Origin of the sequence: Massilia rhizosphaerae, from assembly GCF_016093545.1 — a bacterium.
GTDB classification, from domain to species: domain Bacteria; phylum Pseudomonadota; class Gammaproteobacteria; order Burkholderiales; family Burkholderiaceae_D; genus Telluria; species Telluria rhizosphaerae.
Genome location: NZ_JADKYX010000002.1, coordinates 366,829 through 386,119, shown reverse-complemented (window position 1 = coordinate 386,119; position 19,291 = coordinate 366,829). Strand labels below are relative to the sequence as shown.

Here is a 19,291-nt window from a genome sequence, read left to right as displayed (position 1 = left end):
TACATTGCCTGTCTCAAGGAGGGCATATGCAACTGGCGGAAGAACGACGGCAGCACATCGTCGACACGGTCGAGCGGCACGGCAAGGTGCTGGCGGCCGAACTGGCGCAGCGGTTCAATACATCGGAAGACACGATCCGGAGAGACTTGCGCGACCTGGACGCGGCCGGCCTGCTGCGCCGCGTGCACGGCGGCGCAATGCGGCGCACGCGCGCGGAGCCCGGTTTCGCCCAGCGCCTCGATGCCGACGCGGCGCGCAAGGCCATGCTGGCGCGCGCGCTGGCGGACAGCGTGCAGCCGGGCGACACGGTGCTCGTCGACGCCGGCACGACGAACCTCGCGTTCGTGCGCCTGCTGGAAGACGGCCGCGCGGCCGCCATCGTCACCAACAGCCCGCAGATCGCGCTGGGTCTCGGCCACCTGCGCGCCACGCGCGTCGTGCTGCTGGGCGGGACCTATTCCGCCCACAGCGGCGCCGTGCTGGGGGCGCAGACCGTGGCCGAGATCCAGCGGCTGCGCGTGAACCTGGCCGTCGTCGGCGTGTGCAGCGTGGAGGCCGACCGCGGCCTGGGCGCGAGCGACGCCGAGGAAGCCGTCGTCAAGCAGGCGATGCTGGCGGCGGGCGGCCGGCGCGTCGTGGCCGCGCTGAACGACCGGCTGGAAGCGCCGGCGCCGTTCCTGATCGCGCCGCTCGGCGAGATCGACCGCCTCGTGCTCGAAGCGGATGCCGCCCCCAGTGTGCTGGCGCGCCTGCGCCGGGGCGAGCGCGCGCCCGAGATCGTCCTCGCGGCCCCGGTGGCTGGAAAGGGGCGCGCATGAAACTCGAACGCGCACCCGCCGCCGGCCTGGACGCCGCGCGCTGGTCGGTCTCGACGATCTTTCTCCTCAACGGCGCCGGCATCGGCGTGTGGGCCGCGCACGTGCCGCTCGTGCAGGCGCGCGCCGGCATCGACACGGGCGTGCTGGGCTTCCTGCTGCTCACCATCGCGGGCGGCGCGATCTCCGCGATGCCGCTGGCCGGCTGGATGGCCGGGCGCTGGGGCACGCGCGCCGTCGTCGTCGGCGCCGGCTTGATGTTCGCGCTGACGAGCGGCATCCTGATGAAGGTGGGCGGCGTCGTGCCGCTGTTCCTCGCCGCGTACGCGTTCGGCGCCAGCAACGGCGTGCTGGACGTGGCGATGAACGCCAACGCCAGCGAGGTCGAGGCGGCGCGCGGCATCCCGACGATGTCCTCGTTCCACGGCTTCTACAGCCTCGGCGGCCTCGTCGGCGCGGCGCTGGGCGGCCTGTTGATCGGCGCGGGACTCGGCGACGGCCGCGGGGCGCTGATGGTGAGTGCCGCCATCTTCGCCGCCGTGATCGCGTGCGGCTGGCGCCTGCTGGTCGTCCCGCCTGCGCACCATGCCAGCCACTTCGCGCTGCCGCGCGGGCCGGCGCTGTTCCTCGGCCTGCTCGGATTGCTGTGCTTCGCCGTCGAAGGCGCGCTCGTGGACTGGAGCGCGCTGCTGCTGACGGCGCGGACGCGGGTCGACGCGGCGACGGCGGCCTTCGGCTACTCGGCGTTCTCGGTGGCGATGGCCGCGTGCCGCTTCGCCGGCGACCGTCTCGTGCTGCGCTTCGGGGCCCGGCGCGTGATGGTGGCGGGCGGCGTCGGCATCTTCGCGGGCTTGATGTTGGCCGTCGTCAGCACGCATTTCATGCTGTCGGCGCTGGGCTTCGCGCTGATCGGGCTGTCGGCCGCGAACGTCGTGCCGCTGATCTTCGCGGCGGCCGCGCGCACGCCGGGGATGTCGGCCGGCGGCGGGCTCGCGACCGTCGCCACGCTCGGCTATGCCGGCCTGCTGATGGCGCCGCCGCTGATCGGGTCGATCGCGGCGCATACGAACATCGCGGTGGCGCTGGGGATTCTGTCGTTGTCGGGGATCGTGATCGCGGCGAATGCGCGGATCGTGAAACGCGGTGCATGACATCATGCCGTAGGGCGGGCACCCCGTGCCCGCCAAACGTTCGCGTACCGCATGCGTTTGGTGGGCGGAGGGCCGCCCACCCTACGAATATTCCTTGAGCACCGTGTAGGCACCGGCGCGCGATTCGACGAGGGCATAGTGCCCGATCGCCCAATCGATTTGCGGCCCGCTCGCCGGCACGCCCGCACCGTTTGCGCGCCGCGCCATCGTCACGTGCGGCCGGTAGGTGCGCGCTTCCGGCGTCAGGCCCAGCGCCAGTAAGGCGTCCGACAGGCGGGCATGCAGGTCCAGCAATCCCCGCGGTTCGCCGTGCGGCGCCAGCCAGCCGATCCCGTTGTGCGACAGCTCGGCGCGGCCGAACTGCAGGCGGAAAGAATCGAACGGCACCTGGAACCCGTCGAGCAAGTCGGGCAGCCGCGCAGTGGGCTGGTTGCCCAGGAAGTGCAGGGTCACGTGCAGCTTGGCCGTGTGGACCGGCGTGGCGCCGCGGGGCCACGTCCACGCGTCGCGCCAGGCGCGCAGCTGGTCGCGCACGGCGTCGTCCGGCCACAGGGCCAGGAACAGGCGGGTGGTGTCCGGCTGCGCGTCCATCGTGTTAAAAGCAGTGTTCCTGCGCCGGGAAGCTGCCGTCCTTCACGGCCGCGACGTAGGCGGCGACGGCCGCGTCGATGCTCGTCTGGCCCTCCATGAAGTTCTTCACGAAGCGCGCCTTGCGGCCCGGGAAGACGCCCAGCAGGTCGTGCATGACGAGCACCTGGCCCGAGCAGTCCGGCCCCGCGCCGATGCCGATGGTCGGCACGTGCAGCAGGCCCGTCACTTCCTTGCCCACCGCGGCCGGCACCGCTTCCAGCAGCACCATCGCGGCGCCCGCGTCCTCCAGCGCCCGCGCGTCGCGCTTGAGCTGCTCGGCGCCTTCGTCGGTCTTGCCCTGCACGCGATAGCCGCCCAGCTGGTGGACGAATTGCGGCGTGAGGCCGATGTGGGCGCAGACGGGGATGCCGCGGTCGGTCAGGAAGCGCACGGTTTCGGCCAGCCAGGCGCCGCCCTCGATCTTGATCATCTGGGCGCCCGCGCGCATCAGGGCGGCGCAGCTGTCGTAGGCTTGCTGCAGGGTGCCGTAGCTGCCGAACGGCAGGTCGGCCAGCACGAACGCGTTCTTGCGGCCGCGTACGACGGACGCCGTGTGGTAGGCGACGTCGGCCACCGTCACGGGCAGCGTGGAGTCGTGGCCCGCGCACACCATGCCCAGCGAGTCGCCGATCAGGAGGACGTCCACGCCGCAGCGGTCCATCAGCGCGGCGAAGCTGGCGTCGTAGCAGGTGAGCATGGCGATCTTTTCGCCGGCCGCGCGCATCGCCAGCAGCGCCGGCAGCGTGACGGCCTTGCGTGCCGGGGCTTCGTTCGTCGAGCTTCCGCCCAAATAAGCGCTCATAGTATTCCTTTGCAATTCAAGATAAACCGGAGGATCGCCCCGGCGTGGTCAGGCGCCCCGGGCAAGCATGCGGTCACAGGCGTGCCGGGTATGTTTTGTTAAGATGCGCGATCTTACCTGAAAACGCCACCGGCACTCGTGCACCCCCATGGCCACGACCATCCTCATTATCTTCCTCATCGTCTATCTCGGCATGATCCTCGGCGGGCTGCCGTTCCTGCGGCTCGACCGGACAGGCGTCGCGCTGCTCGGGGCGATCGCGCTCATCAGCATCGACGCGCTAAGCCTGGAGCAGGCCGTGGCATCCATTCATTTGCCGACGATGGCCTTGCTGTTCGCCTTCATGGTCGTCTCGGCGCAGATGCGCCTGGGCGGATTCTATGACTGGGTCACGCTCAAGCTGGCCGGGCTGGCGCTGGGCCCGGCCGGCCTGCTGGGCGTGCTCGTCGTCGTGTGCGCGGCGCTGTCGGCCGTGTTCAGCAACGACATCGTCTGCCTGGCGATGGCGCCGCTGCTCGTGGACGCGTGCCGGCGGCGCGGGCTCGCGCCGGTCCCGTTCCTGCTGGCGCTCGCGTGCGCATCGAACATCGGCTCGGCCGCCACGCTGATCGGCAATCCGCAGAACATGCTGATCGGGCAGACGATGCGGCTGTCGTTCGACGGCTACTTCCTCGACGCGATCGTTCCGGTCGCGCTGGGACTCGCCGCGAGCTGGTGGTTGATCGTCCGCCAGACGCGTGGGCGCTGGGAAGATGTGGCCGTTGACGCCGCCGACGCGCCCGACCAGGCCGCGACCATCCCGTTCGACGCCTGGCAGACGACAAAGGGCCTGCTGATCGCCGGCGCGTTGCTGGTGGCGTTCCTCGTCGCGCCCTGGCCGCGTGAACACATGGCGCTGATCGGCGCGGGCGTCCTGTTGACGAGCCGCCAGCTCCGTTCCCGCAACATGCTGGGGCTCGTGGATTGGGAATTGCTGGTCCTGTTCATGAGCCTGTTCGTCGTGAACGCCGCGTTCCAGCGCACCGGCTTGACGGCGCACGCCATCGCCTGGCTCGCGTCGCTCGGCGTGCGCCTGGACCAGCCGGGCACGTTGTTCGCGGCCACGTTCGTGCTGTCGAACCTCGTGTCCAACGTCCCCGCCGTGATGCTGTTGATCCCCGTCGTCCATCACCCGCTGGGCGGCGTCATGCTGGCGCTGGTCAGCACGCTGGCGGGCAATCTGCTGATCGTCGGGAGCATCGCCAACATCATCGTGGTCGATGCGGCGGCGCGGCGCGGCATCGTCATCGACTGGAAGCGCCACGCGCGCGTCGGCGTGCCGGTCACGCTGGTGACGTTGCTTGTCTCCGGCGTGTACCTCGCGCTGCGCTTCTAAGTCGGTCCGCGGCGCAGAAGCCCTCGACCTGGCGCCGTTCCGTCCTTTGATGGTGCAATGCGCCGTGAGCACTCATGCCACGCCAAATTAAATGCCTTTGAATGGTAATTTAATTGCGCTTAAACGGAAGAAATGTTGCTTCTGTGCGGTTTTTTCATGTTAGGATTTGTTCAATAAGGACTGTTATCGATCACTTGCACTGACCCATGACCATTTTCCGCCCCCAGCAGCTTGCAGTTTCCCGTTTGGCCGTCCTGGCGCTATCCCTGCATGCCGCCCTCCCTGCCCACGCCACCGACGCCGAACCGGTTCCGCAGGCCAAGGTGGAGGTGCACGGCTCAGTCGACCAATACGACGCGCGACGCGAGGACACCTCGACCAGGATCGTGGTGACGCAGGAAGAATTGAAGAAGTACGGCGACAGCACCGTGGCCGATGTGCTCAGGCGCCAGCCGGGTATTTCGGTCAGTGGCGGCGGCCCCGGACGGGGCGGCGAGATCCGCATGCGCGGCCTGGGCAACGGCTATACGCAGATCCTGCTCAACGGCGAACCAGCGCCGAACGGCTTCTCGGTCGACTCGCTAGCGCCGGAACTGGTGGAAAAAATCGAAATCCTGCGCGTGGCCACTGCCGACCTGAGTGCGCAATCGATCGCCGGCACCATCAACATCATCCTCAAGCGCAAGGCAAGGAAGGGACAGCGCGATCTGAAGATGCAGGCCGAGCATTCCAACGTGTTCTTCTCGCCGAGCGCCTCGCTGCAGATCGGCGACAAGCGCAAGGACATGTCGTATTCGCTGGCGATGGATGTGCGCAAGGGCAGTTTCGAGCAGGCTTACGACCAGGTAGAGGAAGGCTGGGACAGCGCCGGCCGGCCGGTATTGCAGCGCAGGGCGGTACGCCAGAACAACGGCGGATTCCGCGCGCTGTCGCTGACGCCGCGTGTGAACTGGACATTGTCCAATGGCGACACGCTCAGCTCGCAGTCCTTCGTACGCGTGCAGCGCTCGGACAGCCGGACCGAAGGCCACTGGAGCGCGACGCTGGGTGACCTGCCCGACTACCCGAACGACCGCACCTGGCCCGACGACCATCGCAGCCAGCTGCGCACCGACTTGAACTGGATGCACAAGCTGGGCCAAGACGAAAAGCTGGAAGCGAAAGTCGGCTTGAACGCCAATCGCGTGCGCAACCGACAGCACGAGGCCGGCTACGACGAGGCCGAACGCCGGACGCTGGACCGCGACGTGCACAACGATACGGACGGCCGCGGCGTCACGCTGACGGGCAAGTACAGCGTGTCCTGGACGACCGGCCACGAGTTCAGTGCCGGCTGGGATGCGGCGCGTCAGTCCACCGACGTCGGCCGCGATTCCCTCGAACTGCAAGGTCTGGCCGGCACCCCGGTGCGCGACGACCGGCAGTACAACGCCACGCTGCATCGCCTGGCGTTGTACGCGCAGGACGAATATGCCGTGACGCCGCGCTTGTCGACGTATCTGGGCTTGCGCTGGGAGACGCTGCGCACCCGCAGCGCGGGCAGCGATTTCAGCGCCATCCGCAACGATGCCAACATGCTGAGCCCGATCTTGCAGAGCCTGTGGAAGCTGAACGACAGCAAGCAGGATCAGCTGCGGATCGCCTTGTCGCGCACCTATCGCGGGGTCGACCTGGAGCGTTTGATGCCGCGCGTGACCCGCTCGCTGAACAACACCGAGGTCACGCCCGATGTCTCCGGCAATCCGGCGCTGAAACCGGAACAGGCCTCGGGCATCGACGTCGCCCTGGAACACTACGGCCGCCACGGCGAGCAGGCGAGCCTGTCCGTGTATGCGCGCCGGATCGGCGACATCATCCACGACGACACCCGCCTCGCGCAGGGCCGCTGGACGACCGTGCCCGTGAACGACGGCAGCGCGCGCACGCGCGGCGTCGAGTTCGACGCCAAGTTCCCGCTGCGTGCCCTGTACGCCCGCGGCGGCAATATCGACCTGCACATGAACGTGACGCGCAACTGGTCCAGCGTGAGCAACGTGCCCGGCCCGGACAACCGCCTGGCCGGACAGACGCCGTTGACGGCCAACGTCGGTTTCGATGACCACTTCGGCGCCACCCTCAGCGGCGGCGCGAACTTCACCTTCCGCAGCGGCGGACCCCAGCGCATTTCGCAGACCACGAGCACGTATTCGACCGTCAAGCGCGAACTGGACCTGTACGCGCTGTGGAAGCTGACGCCGAAGATGCAGCTGCGCGTGACCGCCGTGAACCTGCTGGCCGAACCCGCCACCGAGGTGACGCGCTACGACGACGCATTCGGCGGCTTGCGCAGCACGTCCGTCTATCCGTTCAGCGCCATCCTGCGCGTGGGACTGGAAGTGCAGCTGTAACGGCGCCGCCGCCCTGGACGAGGTTCAGGCGAGCCGGCCGATGGCCTGGTCGGCGACGCCCGCGAGCAGCGCAGCGACCGGCCCGCGGCCGGGGATGACGAGGCCGGGCGCCAAGGTGGACGCCACTTCGGCCAGCGGCGCCAGCACGAACGCGCGCTCGTGCATGCGCGGGTGCGGCACGATCAGGGCCGGCGCGTCGTCGATGACCTGGTCGCCAATCAGCAGCAGGTCGAGATCGAGCGTGCGCGGCGCGTTGCGGTAGGGCCGCTCGCGGCCGTGCGCCTGTTCGATGGCGAACAGCGCTTGCAGCAGGGCGTGGGCGTCGAGGTCCGTCTCCAGCGCGGCGACGGCGTTGACGTAGTCGTCGCCGGACGAATCGATGGGGGCCGTGCGGTACAGCGACGACGTTTGCAGCAGCTTGGCGTCGGGCAGGCGGCCCAGGCGGTCGATGGCGTCCAGGACGTTCGCGCGCGCGTCGCCCAAGTTGGCGCCGATGCCGACCCAGGCGATCATTCGCCGCCCGCGGCCTGGGCGTTCGACCCCGCTTCGGCCGGTGCGCCGGCGCCTTCGCTTTCCGCGCGGCGCGGGCCGCGGCGGCGCGGGCGCTTCTTCGGACCGGCCGGCTGCGTGTCGCGCGCCGAATTGACCAGGCGTTCGCGTTCGGCGACGTCGCCGGCGTAGAACGTCGCCCACCAGTTGCCGATCTCCGCATCGAGCTCGCCGGATTCGCAGCGCAGCAGCAGGAAGTCGAAGCCGGCGCGGAAGCGCGGGTGCTCGAGGAGCTTGTACGGCGATTTGCCGTTGCGGCGTTCGAAGCGCGGCTGCATGGCCCAGATGTCGCGCATGTCGGTGGCGATGCGGCGTTGCAGGGCCAGGTTGTCCGTCTGGTTGTCGAGGACGTCGTCGGCCGCCAGGTGCAGCGCGGGGATCGGCGACTCGCCGGACGCGCGGTAGGCGTTCCACTTTTCCAGCACCTGGTGCCACAGCAGCGACGCGAACAGGAAGCCCGGCGACACGCCCTTGCCGGCCTTGACGCGCGTGTCGGTCGATTCCAGCGCCAGGGTGACGAACTTCATGCCGATCGGCTGCTCCAGCACGACGTCGAGCAGCGGCAGCAGGCCGTGGTGCAGGCCGGACGAACGCAGCTCCTTCAGGCAGGCCAGCGCCTGGCCGCTCATCAGGAGCTTGAGCATTTCGTCGAACACGCGCGCGGCCGGCACGTTGTTGATCAACGGGGCCATCACGGGGATCGGCGCGCGCGTGGCCGGTTCGATCGTGAATCCGAGCTTCGCGGCGAAGCGCACGACGCGCAGCATCCGGACCGGGTCTTCGCGGTAGCGCGCTTCCGGCTGGCCGATGATGCGCAGGACCTTGGCGCGAATGTCCTCGATGCCGCCGTGGTAGTCGAGCACCGACTGCGTGGCCGGGTCGTAGTACATGGCGTTGATGGTGAAGTCGCGCCGCTCGGCGTCTTCGTGCTGCGGACCGAAGTTGTTGTCGCGCAGGACGCGGCCATGTTCGTCCTTCGGCGCGTTGTCGCTGCCCTTGCCGCGGAACGTGGTCACCTCGAGCAGGTCCTGGCCGAACATCACGTGCACGATCTGGAAGCGGCGGCCGATGATGAAGGCGCGCCGGAACAGCTTCTTGACTTCCTCGGGCGTCGCGTTGGTGGCGATGTCGAAGTCTTTCGGCTTCACCCCCAGCAGCAGGTCGCGCACGGCGCCGCCGACGACGAAGGCCTGGAAACCGGCCTCCTGCAGCGTCTGCGTGACGCGCACCGCGTTGTTCGACACGAGCTTGGGATCGATGCCGTGCTGTTCCGGCCCGAGGATGACGGGTTCGGTCGGGTCGCGCTCGTCCTTGACGCCCAGGATCTTACGGATGAATTTTTTAATCATTGAAGAGGTGCAGTAAAGTCCAGCCGAGGGCGGTTGCGTGTTGGTTCAGTTTGTCGCTCGGATTGGTCGCCACGGGGTGCGAGACGACCGACAGCAGCGGGATATCGTTGTGCGAATCGCTGTAGAACCAGCTGCGCCCGAAGCTGTCGAACGGGCGGCCCAGGCCTTCCAGCCATGCGTGCATGTGCGTCACCTTGCCGTGGCCCTGCGTGGGCGTGCCGGCCAGCTTGCCGGTCGGGTGGCCGCGCTCGTCCAGTTCGGGGCGCGCGGCGATCAGGTGTTCCACGCCGAATTCGCGCGCGATCGGCGCGGTGACGAACGCGTTGGTCGCGGTGATGATCGCCACCAGGTCGCCCGCGTCCTGGTGCTTGCGCACGAGGTCCTGGGCCTTCGGACGGATGCTCGGCTTGACCACGTCGCGCATGTACTGCGCCTGCAGGTTCTTCAGGTGGGCGGGATCGAAGCGGGCGAGGGTGCCGAGGGCGAATTCGAGGTATTCGACCGGGTCCAGCGTGCCGGCGTTGTATTGCGCGAAGAAGGCGTCGTTGCGGCGCTGGTGTTCGCTAGCGTCGACGACGCCTTGGCGCACGAGGAACTGGCCCCATTCGTAGTCGGAATCGATCGGCAGGAGGGTGTGGTCGAGGTCAAACAGCGCGAGGTCGTTCATTCTTTCGGTTCGGAGTGTGGACTGCCGGTATTTCCCTGAAGCAATAAATCGCGCAGCAGCGGCACCGTGACCGGACGCTGGGTCTCGAGCGAATACTGGTCGAGGGCATCCAGCATGGTCGACAGGGAGCGCATGTCGCGCTTGAAATGGGACAGCAGATAGGGTAACACGCTGGCGGACAGCGTCAAACCGCGGGCCTCGGCGGCCTGCGTGAGGGCGGCGATCTTCTGGTCGTCGGACAGGCCGTGGATCTGGTACACGAGACCCCAGCCCATGCGCGTGCGCAGGTCTTCGCGCACGGGCAGCACGGCCGGCGGCACCGGCCCCGTGCACACCATGTAGGCGCCGTGTTCGCGCACCTGGTTGAACAGGGCGAAGGCGTCGATCTGGCGCTGGGGACACAGCTGGTCGACGTCGTCGACGAGGTACAGGCTGACGTCTGGCGTCAATACGAATGCCTCCGGCCCGGCGCCGGCCGCGATGTAGCGCGCGCCCTCGGTCGCGGCGAGCCCCTGCAGCAAATGCGTCTTGCCGGCGCCCGTCTCTCCCCACAGATAGCAGAAATGCTCGCGCGACGCGCGCTGGGCGAACTGGTGCATCAAATGCGCCATTTCGGCATTTTCGCCTATCTGGAAGGTGTCGAGGCTTTGCGCCGGTTCGGCGCCCAAATCGAGCACCAGCTGTTTCATGGCTCGGTTCTCATCATGTCGTGTGCGGTTGAACTAGGCATTATAAAAGCTGCTGCGCAGATAGTGGCGTTTCAGGTGGCGGAAAGCCACCATCAGCACCGCCGACGCGGGCAGCGCCAGCAACACACCCACGAAACCGAACAACTGGCCGAACGCCAGCAGCGCGAAGATCACCGCCAGCGGATTGAGCCCGATGCGCTCGCCCACGAGGCGCGGCGTGAGGAAAAACCCTTCGATGACCTGCCCGGCGCCATAGATCACGGCCACGGCGATGACGCCGCTCCAGTCGGAAAACTGCAGCACGGCCGCGGTCAGCGCCAGCACCAGGCCCAGCCCGTAGCCCAGATAGGGAATGAAGACGAGCAGCCCCGTCAATATGCCGACCGGCAGCGCCACGTCGAAGCCGGCCAGCGCCAGCGCCGCCGAGTAGTACAGGGCCAGCACGAGCATCACGAGCAGTTGCCCGCGCAGGTACTGGGCCAGCAGCGCGTTGACTTCCTGGGCCATGCCCACCGTCTGGCGCACCCAGCGGCGCGGCACGGCGTTTTCCAGTTGCAGCAGCAGCCGGTGCCAGTCCAGCAGCAGGTAGAACAGCACGACCGGGATCAGGACGCTCGTGGCGATCCAGCCGAGCAGGGCGCTGCCGCCCACGCGGGCCGACGCGAGGACCGTCGTCCAGATCTCCTCGCTGGACGTCATGATCTGCTGCGTGAGGACGGTGCGCAGGCTGCCGCCGTCCAGCTTGACGTGGATGCCCAGCTGCGCCAGCTTGGGCGACAGCATGGTGTCGATGCGGGCCAGCGCGTCCGGGATCTGGGCCTGCAGCAGCGGCAGTTCCGTGCGCAGCACCGGCACGACGATCAGGACGAGGGCGCTCACGGCCGCCAGGAACGCGAGGATCACGGCCACGACGGCGAGCGAGCGGGGAAGGTGGAATGTGCCGAGGCGCGCGCGTTCCAGCTTGTCGACGGCGCCATTCAATGCATACGCGAGGATGGCGGCCGCGATGAACGGCGTGAGGATGGGCCCGAGGGCGTACAACAGCACACCACAAGCCAGCCAGAGTGCCAACCAGAATGCCGATTGTTTTTGCTCCGGGCTGAGGGAAAAAGGCATGTAGTGTTGTTCTGACCGTTAAAACGACGCCGCGGCAGGCCGTTTTGATAAAATAATGGATTGACCGACTGACTGCCGGCGGCCCGGACTGTCCGGTGCGCCATTGTCGACCGCCTACTATTTTACCGCCTCCGCTGCCAAATACCATGAGCCAACCATCTAATGTTTCTCTCTCCTACCGCGACGCCGGTGTCGATATCGATGCCGGCGACGCCCTGGTCGAAGCGATCAAACCTTTTGCCAAGCGCACCATGCGCGAAGGCGTGCTCGGCGGCATCGGCGGCTTCGGTGCGCTGTTTGAGATCAGCAAAAAGTACAAGGAACCGGTCCTCGTGTCCGGCACCGACGGCGTCGGCACCAAGCTGAAACTGGCGTTCGAACTGAATCGCCACGACACGGTCGGCATCGACCTCGTCGCCATGAGCGTCAACGACATCCTCGTGCAGGGCGCCGAGCCGCTGTTCTTCCTCGATTACTTCGCCTGCGGCAAATTGGACGTGCCGACCGCGACGAGTGTCGTCAAAGGCATCGCTCTAGGGTGCGAACAGGCCGGTTGCGCCCTGATCGGCGGCGAAACGGCCGAGATGCCGAGCATGTATCCGGACGGCGAATACGACCTGGCCGGCTTCGCCGTCGGCGCCGTGGAAAAATCGCAGATCATCGACGGCACCAAGATCGCCCCGGGCGACGTCGTGCTGGGCCTGGCCTCCTCGGGCATCCACTCGAACGGCTACTCGCTGGTGCGCAAGATCATCGAGGTGTCGAAGCCGGACCTGGAAGCGGACTTCCACGGCCGCAAGCTGTCCGACGCGCTGATGCAGCCGACCCGCATCTACGTGAAGCCCCTGCTGGCGCTGATGCAGGCGATGGAAGTGAAGGGCCTCGTGCACATCACCGGCGGCGGCCTCGTCGAAAATATCCCGCGCGTGCTGGCCGACAACCTGACGGCCGTGCTCGACAGCAAATCGTGGACCCTGCCGCCGCTGTTCCAGTGGCTGCAGCAGCACGGCGGCGTCGCGGACGCCGAGATGCACCGCGTGTTCAACTGCGGCATCGGCATGACGGTGATCGTGGCCAAGGAAAACGCGGCCGCGGCCGAAGCCCAGCTGAAGGCGGCCGGCGAGACCGTCTACCGCATCGGCGAGATCCGCGCCCGCGCCGAAGGCCAGGCGCAGACCATCGTCGAATAAATCCCATGACGCCCGTCGGTGCCGCGGAACGGCGGCGCCGCGCCGGCCACGACGGCGCGGTGGTCTGGATCACCGGGCTGTCCGGCGCCGGCAAGACGACGCTGGCGCAGGCCCTCGAACGCGCCCTGTTCGACCGCGGCTGCGGCGTGTTCGTGCTGGACGGCGACAAGGTCCGGCACGGCCTGTGCGCGGACCTGGGCTTTTCGCTGCCCGAACGTTCCGAAAACGTCCGCCGCATCGGCGAAGTGGCGCGCCTGTATTACGAGGCCGGCCAGATCGCGATCGTCTCCGTCATCTCCCCGCTGCGCGCCGACCGCGCCCGTGCCCGCGCGCTGATCCCGGCGCCGCATTTCATCGAAGTCCATTGCGATTGCCCGCTCGCCGTGTGCGAGGCGCGCGACCCCAAGGGCCTGTACCGCAAGGCGCGCGCGGGACTGCTGCCGGAGTTCACCGGCATTACGTCGCCTTACGAAGCGCCGGAAGCGCCCGACGTGCTGCTCGACAGCGCCGCAGCGTCGGTCGAGCAGGAAGTCGGCCGCCTGATGGCCGAACTGCAGCGGCGGGGCATCGTGGCGGATTCGATCCACTGACAGCCGGCGGCGCCACCGCGCCGGTTCGACATCCGGGGCGTCATTCCGGCGCCCGGATGTGCGCCACGAGCCCGCCGCTCTCGCGCGGCGGCGGCTTTGTCGCCAGGCTGACCGCGACGAGCGCCAGCGCCCCCGCCGGCACGCCGAACACGCCGGCGGAGATGGGCGCGATGTGGAACCAGACGGCGTCCAGGCTCCCGCCCAGCATCGGATTCGTGTGCAGCATGTAGTAGATGCAGACGATGAACCCCGTCGCCATGCCCGCGATCGCGCCCGTGAAATTGGCGCGCTTCCAGAACACGCCCGCCACCAGCGCCGGGAACATGGTCGACCCCGCGAGCGAGAACGCGGCGCCGACGAGCGACAGGATGTCCGCCGGCTTCTGCGACGCGACGTAGGCCGCGATGAAGGCGACGGCGAGCAGCAGCAGCTTGGAGATCGTCACGCGCTTCTGCGTGGACGCGCCCGGGTCGACGATCTTGAAGTAGATGTCGTGCGACAGCGCGTTCGAGATCGCCAGCAGCAGCCCGTCCGCCGTGGACAGCGCCGCCGCCAGGCCGCCGGCCGCGACGAGGCCGGAAATCACGTACGGCAGGCCGGCGATCTCCGGCGTGGCGAGCGTCAGCACGTCGCCGTCGATCGCGATCTCGGCCAGCTGCACGATGCCGTCGTGGTTGACGTCGACGATGCTGATCAACGGGTTCGCCTTGTCGACGTTGGCCCAGTACGAGACCCAGGTCGGCAGCGCGTCGTAGCCGGTGCCGACGAGGGCCGTGTAGATGTCGTACTTGGCGAGCACCGCCAGCGCGGGCAAGGTCAGGTAGATCAGCAGGATGAAGAACAGCGTCCAGAACACGGACACGCGCGTCTCGTGCACGGACGGCGTCGTGTACGCGCGCATCAGGATGTGCGGCAGCGCGGCGGTGCCGAACATCAGGCAGAACACGAGGGCCAGGAAGTTGTTGCGGCGGATGTCGGATTCCTGCCGCGTCTTGCCGGGGAACGGTTCCGCATGGGGCTCGGGCGGCTGGGCGCGCGCGAGGTTGGCGGCGCGCAGCTCGCTCCACGCGCGCGCCGCCTCGTCCGCCGTGCGCGGATAGTCCATCAGGTCGCGCTCGGCCGCCCGCACTTCGGCGAGCGGCGCGTTGCGGCCGCGCGCCTTGTCGAGCCGGCGCTGCGCGTCGATCTTGCCCGCTTCCCAGGATTTGGGCAGGCCGGCCAGGCGCGCGCCGTAGCCGTCGGCACGGGCGCGGAACGCGGCGCGCACCTCGGCCTCGCGCGGGTCGGCCGCCAGCTGGGCTTCGCGCTTCGCCAATTTGGGCAGCACGGAGCCGTACGCCACCTGCGGCACCGGATTGCCCGCGAATTTCACGGACAGCCAGACCGTCGGGATCAGGAAGGCGACGAGGATGATGATGTACTGCGCCACCTGCGTCCACGTGATGGCGCGCATGCCGCCCAGGAAGGAGCACACGAGGATGCTGGCGAGGCCGAGGAAGATGCCGACCGAGAAATCGACGCCCGTGAAGCGCGACGCGATCAGGCCCACGGCGTAGATCTGCGCCACGACGTAGGTGAACGAGACGACGATGGTGGCGCCGACCGCGAGCGCGCGCACCACCTTGCCGCGCCGGCCGGTTCCCGTGCTGCCGTCGCCGTAGCGCGCCGCGAGGAAGTCGGGGATCGTGTATTGCGCGAAGCGGCGCAGGTAGGGCGCGATCAGCAGCGCGACGAGGCAGTAGCCGCCCGTCCAGCCCATCACGTAGGCGAGGGCGTCGAAGCCGTGCAGGTACAGCGTGCCGGCGAGGCTGATGAAGCTGGCCGCCGAGATCCAGTCGGCCGCCGTCGCCATGCCGTTGAACAGGGCCGGGATGCGGCGCCCCGCCACATAGTATTCCGACACGTTCGACGTGCGGCTGACGACGCCGATGATCGCGTACAGGACGATCGTGGCGAACATGTACAGGTGGCCGATCCACTGGCGCGGCATCCCCTCGTTTTCCAGGATCGCCAGCGCCCCGAGGAACAGGCCGAAGCAGACCGTGAACCACAGGTAGTAACGGGCCAGGCGGCGGAAATAGCTGCGCGTCTTCGCCTTCGTCGCGGCGGCCGCCGACGGCGCGGTGCCGGTCATGGACGCTCCTCCAGCATGCGCGCAAAGTCGCGGTCGAGGATGCGCATGCGCCAGGCGTAGGCCCCGATGATGGCGAGATAGGTCAGCGACGCGCCCTGGGCCGCGAGGTAGAACGACAGCGGCCAGCCGAACACGGACAGGTGGGCGAGGTCGCGCGCGAAGAACACGGTGCAAAAGCTCGTGGCGAGCCACAGCGCCAGCAGCAGCGCGATCAGGCGGCGCGCGCGCGTCCAGTGCGCGGCGCGCGCGGCGACGACCCGGGCGCGGTCGGGGTCAGAGGAAGGGGCGGTCTCGGTCGGCATCGGGGACGGGCGTGACGGTGGGCGGGAAGGTCAGCCGGAACAGGCTGCCCGGGAATTTCTTGTGCGTGCTGCGCGGGTTGCTGAAGATCTCGATCTCGGCGCCGTGCTGCTGCGCGATCTCGCGCACGATGGCCAGACCCAGGCCGGAGCCGGGCGCGCTGGAGCCGAGGATGCGGTAGAAGGGCTCGAACACGCGGTGCCGTTCGGACGGCGCGATGCCGGGACCGGTGTCCTCCACTTCCAGCAAGGCCTGGCTGCCGTGGCCGATGTTTGTGCCGCGCACGCGCACGGTGACGCTGCCGCCGGGCGGCGTATAGCGCAACGCGTTGTCGATGAGGTTAGAGAGCAGCTCGCGCAGCATCATGGCGCTGCCGGCGATTTCCGGCGGGTCGCCGATGACTTCGTAGCCGAGGTCGATCTCGTGCGCGAACGAGGCCTGCACCCAGTCCTGCACGACGTCGCGGGCCAGCGCCGCCAGGTCGAGCGGGGCCAGGGCCAGGCCCGCGTGCGGCTGGTTTTCCGCGCGCGCCAGCGCCAGCAGCTGGTTCACGAGGCGCGTGGCGGACTCCGAACTCTTGGCCAGCTGCTCGAGCGAGCGGTGGATCTCGTTCGGGTCGACCTGGCGCAGCGCCAGTTCCGACTGCATGCGCATGCCCGCGAGCGGCGTCTTCATCTGGTGCGCGGCGTCGGCGATGAAGCGCTTCTGCGCCGCGATCGTGTGCGCGAGGCGCGCCAGCATGTCGTTCAGCGAGCCCACGAGCGGCGAGATTTCTTCCGGCACCTGGCGCGAATCGATCGGCGACAGGTCGTCCGGCGGGCGCGCGCGGATGCGCTCCTGCAGCTGCGCCAGCGGCGACAGCCCGCGCGACAGGGCGAACCAGACGAGGGCCAGGATCACGGGCAGGATGATGAACTGGGGCAGGATCACGCCCTTGATGATCTCGTTGGCCAGTTGCGCCCGTTTTTCCAGCGTTTCCGCCACCTGCACGAGGGCCAGGCGCGGTTCCTGGGACGCGTCCAGCAGCGGCTGCAGGTTGACCCAGGCATAGGCGATGCGCACCGGCGCGCCGTGCAGGGTCTCGGTGCGGAAGTGCACGCGGCCGCTGCGCTCGGCGTCGTCCGGGTTCGGCTGCGGCAGGTCGCGGTCGCCGTCGACGAGCTCGCCGTTCGGGCCGCTGACCTGGAAATACACGCTGTCGACGTCGTCCGCGCGCAGGATGTCGCGGGCCGTGCCGGGCAGGCGCGCGACGACCTTGCCGTCCACTTCCTTGACCTGCTGCGCGAGCACGGTGACGCTGTTTTCCAGCGCGTGGTCGAACGGCTGGTTCGCGATCGACTTCGCGACCAGGTAGGTGATTGCGATGCTCATCGGCCACAGCAGCAGCAGCGGGGCCAGCATCCAGTCGAGGATCTCGCCGAACAGCGAGTGCTGGATGCTTTCCTCGAGCTCGGGCTTGGGCGGGACGTACAACGCGTCGAGCGGTTCCGCGACGGCGTGCGGATCCGGGCCGGCGGCGCGCCGCTTGAAGCGTTTCACTTGTGGCCGCTGGCCGCGTCGGCGCTCTTGCCGGCGCCGTCGCGGGTCGTGTCGGAATAACGTTCCAGGCAATAACCGAGGCCGCGCACGGTGGCGATGCGGATGCCGCCCGTCTCGATCTTCTTGCGCAGGCGGTGCACGTAGACCTCGATGGCGTTGTTCGACACTTCTTCTCCCCATTCGCACAGGTGGTCGACCAGCTGTTCCTTGGACACGAGGCGTCCGGTGCGCGCCAGCAGGATTTCCAGCAGGCCCAGCTCGCGCGCCGAGAGGTCGAGCATCTGGTCGTTGATGTAGGCGCTGCGGCCCACCTGGTCGTACACGAGCGGACCGTGGCGGATGACGGTCGAGCCGCCGCCCTGGCCGCGGCGGGTGAGGGCGCGCACGCGCGCTTCCAGTTCCGACAGGGCGAACGGTTTCGGCATGTAGTCGTCGGCGCCGGCGTCGAGGCCGCCCACGCGCTGCTCGATGGAGTCGGCCGCCGTGAGGATCAGCACGGGCAGCAGCGAGCCGCGCGCGCGCAGGCGGCGCAGCACGTCCAGGCCGGACAGCTTGGGCAGGCCGAGGTCGAGGATCAGCAGGTCGAATTCCTGGGTCGACAGCGCGGTGTCGGCGTCCTGGCCGTTTTTCACGCAATCGATCGCGTATCCGGACTGGCGCAACGAACGCGTCAATCCGTCAGCGAGCACGCTGTCATCTTCGGCAAGTAAAATACGCATCTCGACTCCCCTCGTTTCGGTTCTGGCTTGGACATTGTTGTTTCGTATATTGTGTTGGATATTGCGTAACAAGTCGAATCGGTCAAGACATTGTCACGCGACTGTAAATAGCGCTTGCAAAAACCACTGGATTTTTATACAGTACTTCCCATTGAAATCGCGCCAGCGGCCCACACCTTGGTTCACTCTAGGACAGAAAGAAAGTTATGGACGACAAGAAATCTGTAGTTAACGCAGCCGAGAAGAGCAAGGCGCTGGCAGCAGCCCTCGCACAGATCGAAAAGCAATTCGGCAAAGGCTCGGTGATGCGCATGGACGCCAATGCGCCCGTCGAGGAAGTGCAAACCGTGTCGACCGGCTCGCTCGGCCTGGACATCGCACTCGGCGTCGGCGGCCTCCCGCGCGGCCGTATCGTCGAGATCTACGGCCCGGAATCGTCGGGCAAGACGACGCTGACCCTGCAGACCATCGCTCAGATGCAGAAGCTGGGCGGCACCTGCGCGTTCATCGACGCCGAACACGCGCTCGACGTGACCTACGCGCAAAAGCTCGGCATCAAGCTGGACGAGCTGCTGATCTCGCAGCCGGACACGGGCGAACAGGCGCTGGAAATCACGGACGCCCTCGTGCGTTCGGGCAGCGTCGACATGGTGGTCATCGACTCGGTGGCGGCACTGACGCCGCGCGCCGAGATCGAAGGCGATATGGGCGACTCGCTGCCGGGCCTGCAGGCCCGCCTGATGTCGCAGGCGCTGCGCAAGCTGACCGCATCGATCAACCGTACGAACACGCTGGTGATCTTCATCAACCAGATCCGCATGAAGATCGGCGTCATGTTCGGCAGCCCGGAAACGACGACCGGCGGTAACGCGCTGAAGTTCTACGCCTCCGTGCGCCTGGACATCCGCCGTACCGGCTCGATCAAGACCGGCGACGAAGTGATCGGTAACGAAACCAAGGTCAAGGTCGTCAAGAACAAGATCGCGCCCCCGTTCAAGGAAGCGCACTTCGACATCCTGTACGGCGAAGGCACGTCGCGCGAAGGCGAGATCATCGACCTGGGCGTGGACAACAAGATCGTCGAGAAGTCGGGTTCGTGGTACAGCTATGGCGGCGAACGCATCGGCCAGGGCAAGGACAATGCCCGCATTTTCTTGAAAGAGCGTCCGGCACTGGCACGCGAGATCGAGAACAAGGTCCGTGCCGCCCTCGGCGTGCGCGAACTCCCGCCGGCCCCGGCCGGTGGCGATGCGCCCCAGCTGGCAGCCGTCGGCGACGACGAGTAATCG

At 67.9% G+C, this 19,291-nt stretch carries 18 protein-coding genes; 7 read left to right on the top strand and 11 right to left on the bottom strand.

Annotated features, from left to right (window positions below; genetic code table 11):
- Nucleotides 1-26: 26 nt before the first annotated feature.
- Both ISF28_RS04820 and ISF28_RS04815 read left to right on the top strand, forming a co-directional pair.
- Nucleotides 27-818 (top strand): DeoR/GlpR family DNA-binding transcription regulator, encoded by a 792-nt coding sequence (locus ISF28_RS04820; RefSeq protein ID WP_198116007.1) that lies wholly within the window; start codon nucleotides 27-29, stop codon nucleotides 816-818.
- Complete coding sequence (locus tag ISF28_RS04815) at nucleotides 815-1,966, top strand: MFS transporter (RefSeq protein ID WP_198116006.1); 1,152 nt, start codon at nucleotides 815-817, stop codon at nucleotides 1,964-1,966. The genes ISF28_RS04820 and ISF28_RS04815 overlap by 4 nt, the downstream gene beginning before the upstream one ends.
- Nucleotides 1,967-2,047: 81 nt before the next feature.
- Here ISF28_RS04815 and thpR read toward each other — a convergent pair whose 3' ends face one another.
- Together thpR and panB are read right to left on the bottom strand one after the other, a co-directional pair.
- Nucleotides 2,048-2,557, bottom strand: a complete 510-nt coding sequence (gene thpR / locus ISF28_RS04810; RefSeq protein ID WP_198116005.1) for an RNA 2',3'-cyclic phosphodiesterase — start codon at nucleotides 2,555-2,557, stop codon at nucleotides 2,048-2,050.
- Nucleotides 2,558-2,561: 4 nt separating this feature from the next.
- Nucleotides 2,562-3,398 carry a 3-methyl-2-oxobutanoate hydroxymethyltransferase gene (gene panB, locus ISF28_RS04805; protein WP_198116004.1) on the bottom strand — a complete coding sequence of 279 codons (837 nt, stop codon included), beginning with the start codon at nucleotides 3,396-3,398 and terminating at the stop codon, nucleotides 2,562-2,564.
- A 148-nt stretch (nucleotides 3,399-3,546) separates the two neighbouring features.
- Between panB and ISF28_RS04800 the strand changes: the two genes are divergently transcribed.
- Together ISF28_RS04800 and ISF28_RS04795 are read left to right on the top strand one after the other, a co-directional pair.
- Nucleotides 3,547-4,773, top strand: a complete 1,227-nt coding sequence (locus tag ISF28_RS04800; protein WP_198116003.1) for an anion transporter — start codon at nucleotides 3,547-3,549, stop codon at nucleotides 4,771-4,773.
- 206 nt (nucleotides 4,774-4,979) lie between these two features.
- Nucleotides 4,980-7,160, top strand: coding sequence for a TonB-dependent receptor plug domain-containing protein (locus tag ISF28_RS04795; RefSeq protein WP_198116002.1), 2,181 nt, complete (start codon nucleotides 4,980-4,982; stop codon nucleotides 7,158-7,160).
- A gap of 24 nt (nucleotides 7,161-7,184) precedes the next feature.
- Here ISF28_RS04795 and folK read toward each other — a convergent pair whose 3' ends face one another.
- The 5 genes from folK to ISF28_RS04770 are packed head-to-tail and all read right to left on the bottom strand — an operon-like array spanning nucleotide 7,185 to nucleotide 11,530.
- Nucleotides 7,185-7,673 (bottom strand): 2-amino-4-hydroxy-6-hydroxymethyldihydropteridine diphosphokinase, encoded by a 489-nt coding sequence (gene folK / locus ISF28_RS04790; RefSeq protein ID WP_198116001.1) that lies wholly within the window; start codon nucleotides 7,671-7,673, stop codon nucleotides 7,185-7,187.
- Complete coding sequence (gene pcnB, locus ISF28_RS04785) at nucleotides 7,670-9,058, bottom strand: polynucleotide adenylyltransferase PcnB (RefSeq protein WP_198116000.1); 1,389 nt, start codon at nucleotides 9,056-9,058, stop codon at nucleotides 7,670-7,672. Before pcnB ends, folK begins: the two co-directional genes overlap by 4 nt.
- On the bottom strand, nucleotides 9,051-9,725 hold the full coding sequence (locus ISF28_RS04780; protein WP_198115999.1) for a histidinol-phosphatase: 675 nt from the start codon (nucleotides 9,723-9,725) through the stop codon (nucleotides 9,051-9,053). The genes pcnB and ISF28_RS04780 overlap by 8 nt, the downstream gene beginning before the upstream one ends.
- Nucleotides 9,722-10,414 carry a DnaA regulatory inactivator Hda gene (hda, locus tag ISF28_RS04775; protein ID WP_198115998.1) on the bottom strand — a complete coding sequence of 231 codons (693 nt, stop codon included), beginning with the start codon at nucleotides 10,412-10,414 and terminating at the stop codon, nucleotides 9,722-9,724. Before hda ends, ISF28_RS04780 begins: the two co-directional genes overlap by 4 nt.
- A gap of 33 nt (nucleotides 10,415-10,447) precedes the next feature.
- Entirely contained in the window at nucleotides 10,448-11,530 is a 1,083-nt protein-coding gene (locus tag ISF28_RS04770; protein WP_198115997.1) for an AI-2E family transporter, read from the bottom strand.
- 146 nt (nucleotides 11,531-11,676) lie between these two features.
- Here ISF28_RS04770 and purM point away from each other — a divergent pair, with 146 nt between their 5' ends.
- Together purM and cysC are read left to right on the top strand one after the other, a co-directional pair.
- Entirely contained in the window at nucleotides 11,677-12,720 is a 1,044-nt protein-coding gene (gene purM, locus ISF28_RS04765; protein ID WP_198115996.1) for a phosphoribosylformylglycinamidine cyclo-ligase, read from the top strand.
- 5 nt (nucleotides 12,721-12,725) lie between these two features.
- Nucleotides 12,726-13,310, top strand: coding sequence for an adenylyl-sulfate kinase (gene cysC / locus ISF28_RS04760; RefSeq protein ID WP_198115995.1), 585 nt, complete (start codon nucleotides 12,726-12,728; stop codon nucleotides 13,308-13,310).
- A gap of 40 nt (nucleotides 13,311-13,350) precedes the next feature.
- Here the strand turns inward: cysC and ISF28_RS04755 are convergent, their stop codons facing one another.
- Genes ISF28_RS04755 through ISF28_RS04740 form a run of 4 tightly spaced genes read right to left on the bottom strand, consistent with a single transcriptional unit; the run spans nucleotide 13,351 to nucleotide 18,002 of the window.
- Entirely contained in the window at nucleotides 13,351-15,444 is a 2,094-nt protein-coding gene (locus tag ISF28_RS04755) for a sodium:solute symporter family protein (RefSeq protein WP_198115994.1), read from the bottom strand.
- Nucleotides 15,441-15,746, bottom strand: coding sequence for a DUF4212 domain-containing protein (locus ISF28_RS04750; protein ID WP_198115993.1), 306 nt, complete (start codon nucleotides 15,744-15,746; stop codon nucleotides 15,441-15,443). Before ISF28_RS04750 ends, ISF28_RS04755 begins: the two co-directional genes overlap by 4 nt.
- Nucleotides 15,718-17,283 carry a sensor histidine kinase gene (locus tag ISF28_RS04745; RefSeq protein ID WP_370663389.1) on the bottom strand — a complete coding sequence of 522 codons (1,566 nt, stop codon included), beginning with the start codon at nucleotides 17,281-17,283 and terminating at the stop codon, nucleotides 15,718-15,720. Before ISF28_RS04745 ends, ISF28_RS04750 begins: the two co-directional genes overlap by 29 nt.
- Entirely contained in the window at nucleotides 17,280-18,002 is a 723-nt protein-coding gene (locus ISF28_RS04740; RefSeq protein WP_198115992.1) for a response regulator, read from the bottom strand. Before ISF28_RS04740 ends, ISF28_RS04745 begins: the two co-directional genes overlap by 4 nt.
- A 206-nt stretch (nucleotides 18,003-18,208) precedes the next feature.
- On the opposite strand from ISF28_RS04740, the gene recA reads away from it, so the two are divergent.
- Nucleotides 18,209-19,288, top strand: a complete 1,080-nt coding sequence (recA, locus tag ISF28_RS04735; RefSeq protein WP_198115991.1) for a recombinase RecA — start codon at nucleotides 18,209-18,211, stop codon at nucleotides 19,286-19,288.
- Nucleotides 19,289-19,291: the final 3 nt, after the last annotated feature.

Bases quoted from the DNA above. Each gene is read 5' to 3' on its own strand.
- ISF28_RS04820 (WP_198116007.1), top strand. From the start codon at position 27: ATGCAACTGGCGGAAGAACGACGGCAGCACATCGTCGACACGGTCGAG.
- ISF28_RS04815 (WP_198116006.1), top strand. From the start codon at position 815: ATGAAACTCGAACGCGCACCCGCCGCCGGCCTGGACGCCGCGCGCTGG.
- thpR (WP_198116005.1), bottom strand. From the start codon at position 2,557: ATGGACGCGCAGCCGGACACCACCCGCCTGTTCCTGGCCCTGTGGCCG.
- panB (WP_198116004.1), bottom strand. From the start codon at position 3,398: ATGAGCGCTTATTTGGGCGGAAGCTCGACGAACGAAGCCCCGGCACGC.
- ISF28_RS04800 (WP_198116003.1), top strand. From the start codon at position 3,547: ATGGCCACGACCATCCTCATTATCTTCCTCATCGTCTATCTCGGCATG.
- ISF28_RS04795 (WP_198116002.1), top strand. From the start codon at position 4,980: ATGACCATTTTCCGCCCCCAGCAGCTTGCAGTTTCCCGTTTGGCCGTC.
- folK (WP_198116001.1), bottom strand. From the start codon at position 7,673: ATGATCGCCTGGGTCGGCATCGGCGCCAACTTGGGCGACGCGCGCGCG.
- pcnB (WP_198116000.1), bottom strand. From the start codon at position 9,058: ATGATTAAAAAATTCATCCGTAAGATCCTGGGCGTCAAGGACGAGCGC.
- ISF28_RS04780 (WP_198115999.1), bottom strand. From the start codon at position 9,725: ATGAACGACCTCGCGCTGTTTGACCTCGACCACACCCTCCTGCCGATC.
- hda (WP_198115998.1), bottom strand. From the start codon at position 10,414: ATGAAACAGCTGGTGCTCGATTTGGGCGCCGAACCGGCGCAAAGCCTC.
- ISF28_RS04770 (WP_198115997.1), bottom strand. From the start codon at position 11,530: ATGCCTTTTTCCCTCAGCCCGGAGCAAAAACAATCGGCATTCTGGTTG.
- purM (WP_198115996.1), top strand. From the start codon at position 11,677: ATGAGCCAACCATCTAATGTTTCTCTCTCCTACCGCGACGCCGGTGTC.
- cysC (WP_198115995.1), top strand. From the start codon at position 12,726: ATGACGCCCGTCGGTGCCGCGGAACGGCGGCGCCGCGCCGGCCACGAC.
- ISF28_RS04755 (WP_198115994.1), bottom strand. From the start codon at position 15,444: ATGACCGGCACCGCGCCGTCGGCGGCCGCCGCGACGAAGGCGAAGACG.
- ISF28_RS04750 (WP_198115993.1), bottom strand. From the start codon at position 15,746: ATGCCGACCGAGACCGCCCCTTCCTCTGACCCCGACCGCGCCCGGGTC.
- ISF28_RS04740 (WP_198115992.1), bottom strand. From the start codon at position 18,002: ATGCGTATTTTACTTGCCGAAGATGACAGCGTGCTCGCTGACGGATTG.
- recA (WP_198115991.1), top strand. From the start codon at position 18,209: ATGGACGACAAGAAATCTGTAGTTAACGCAGCCGAGAAGAGCAAGGCG.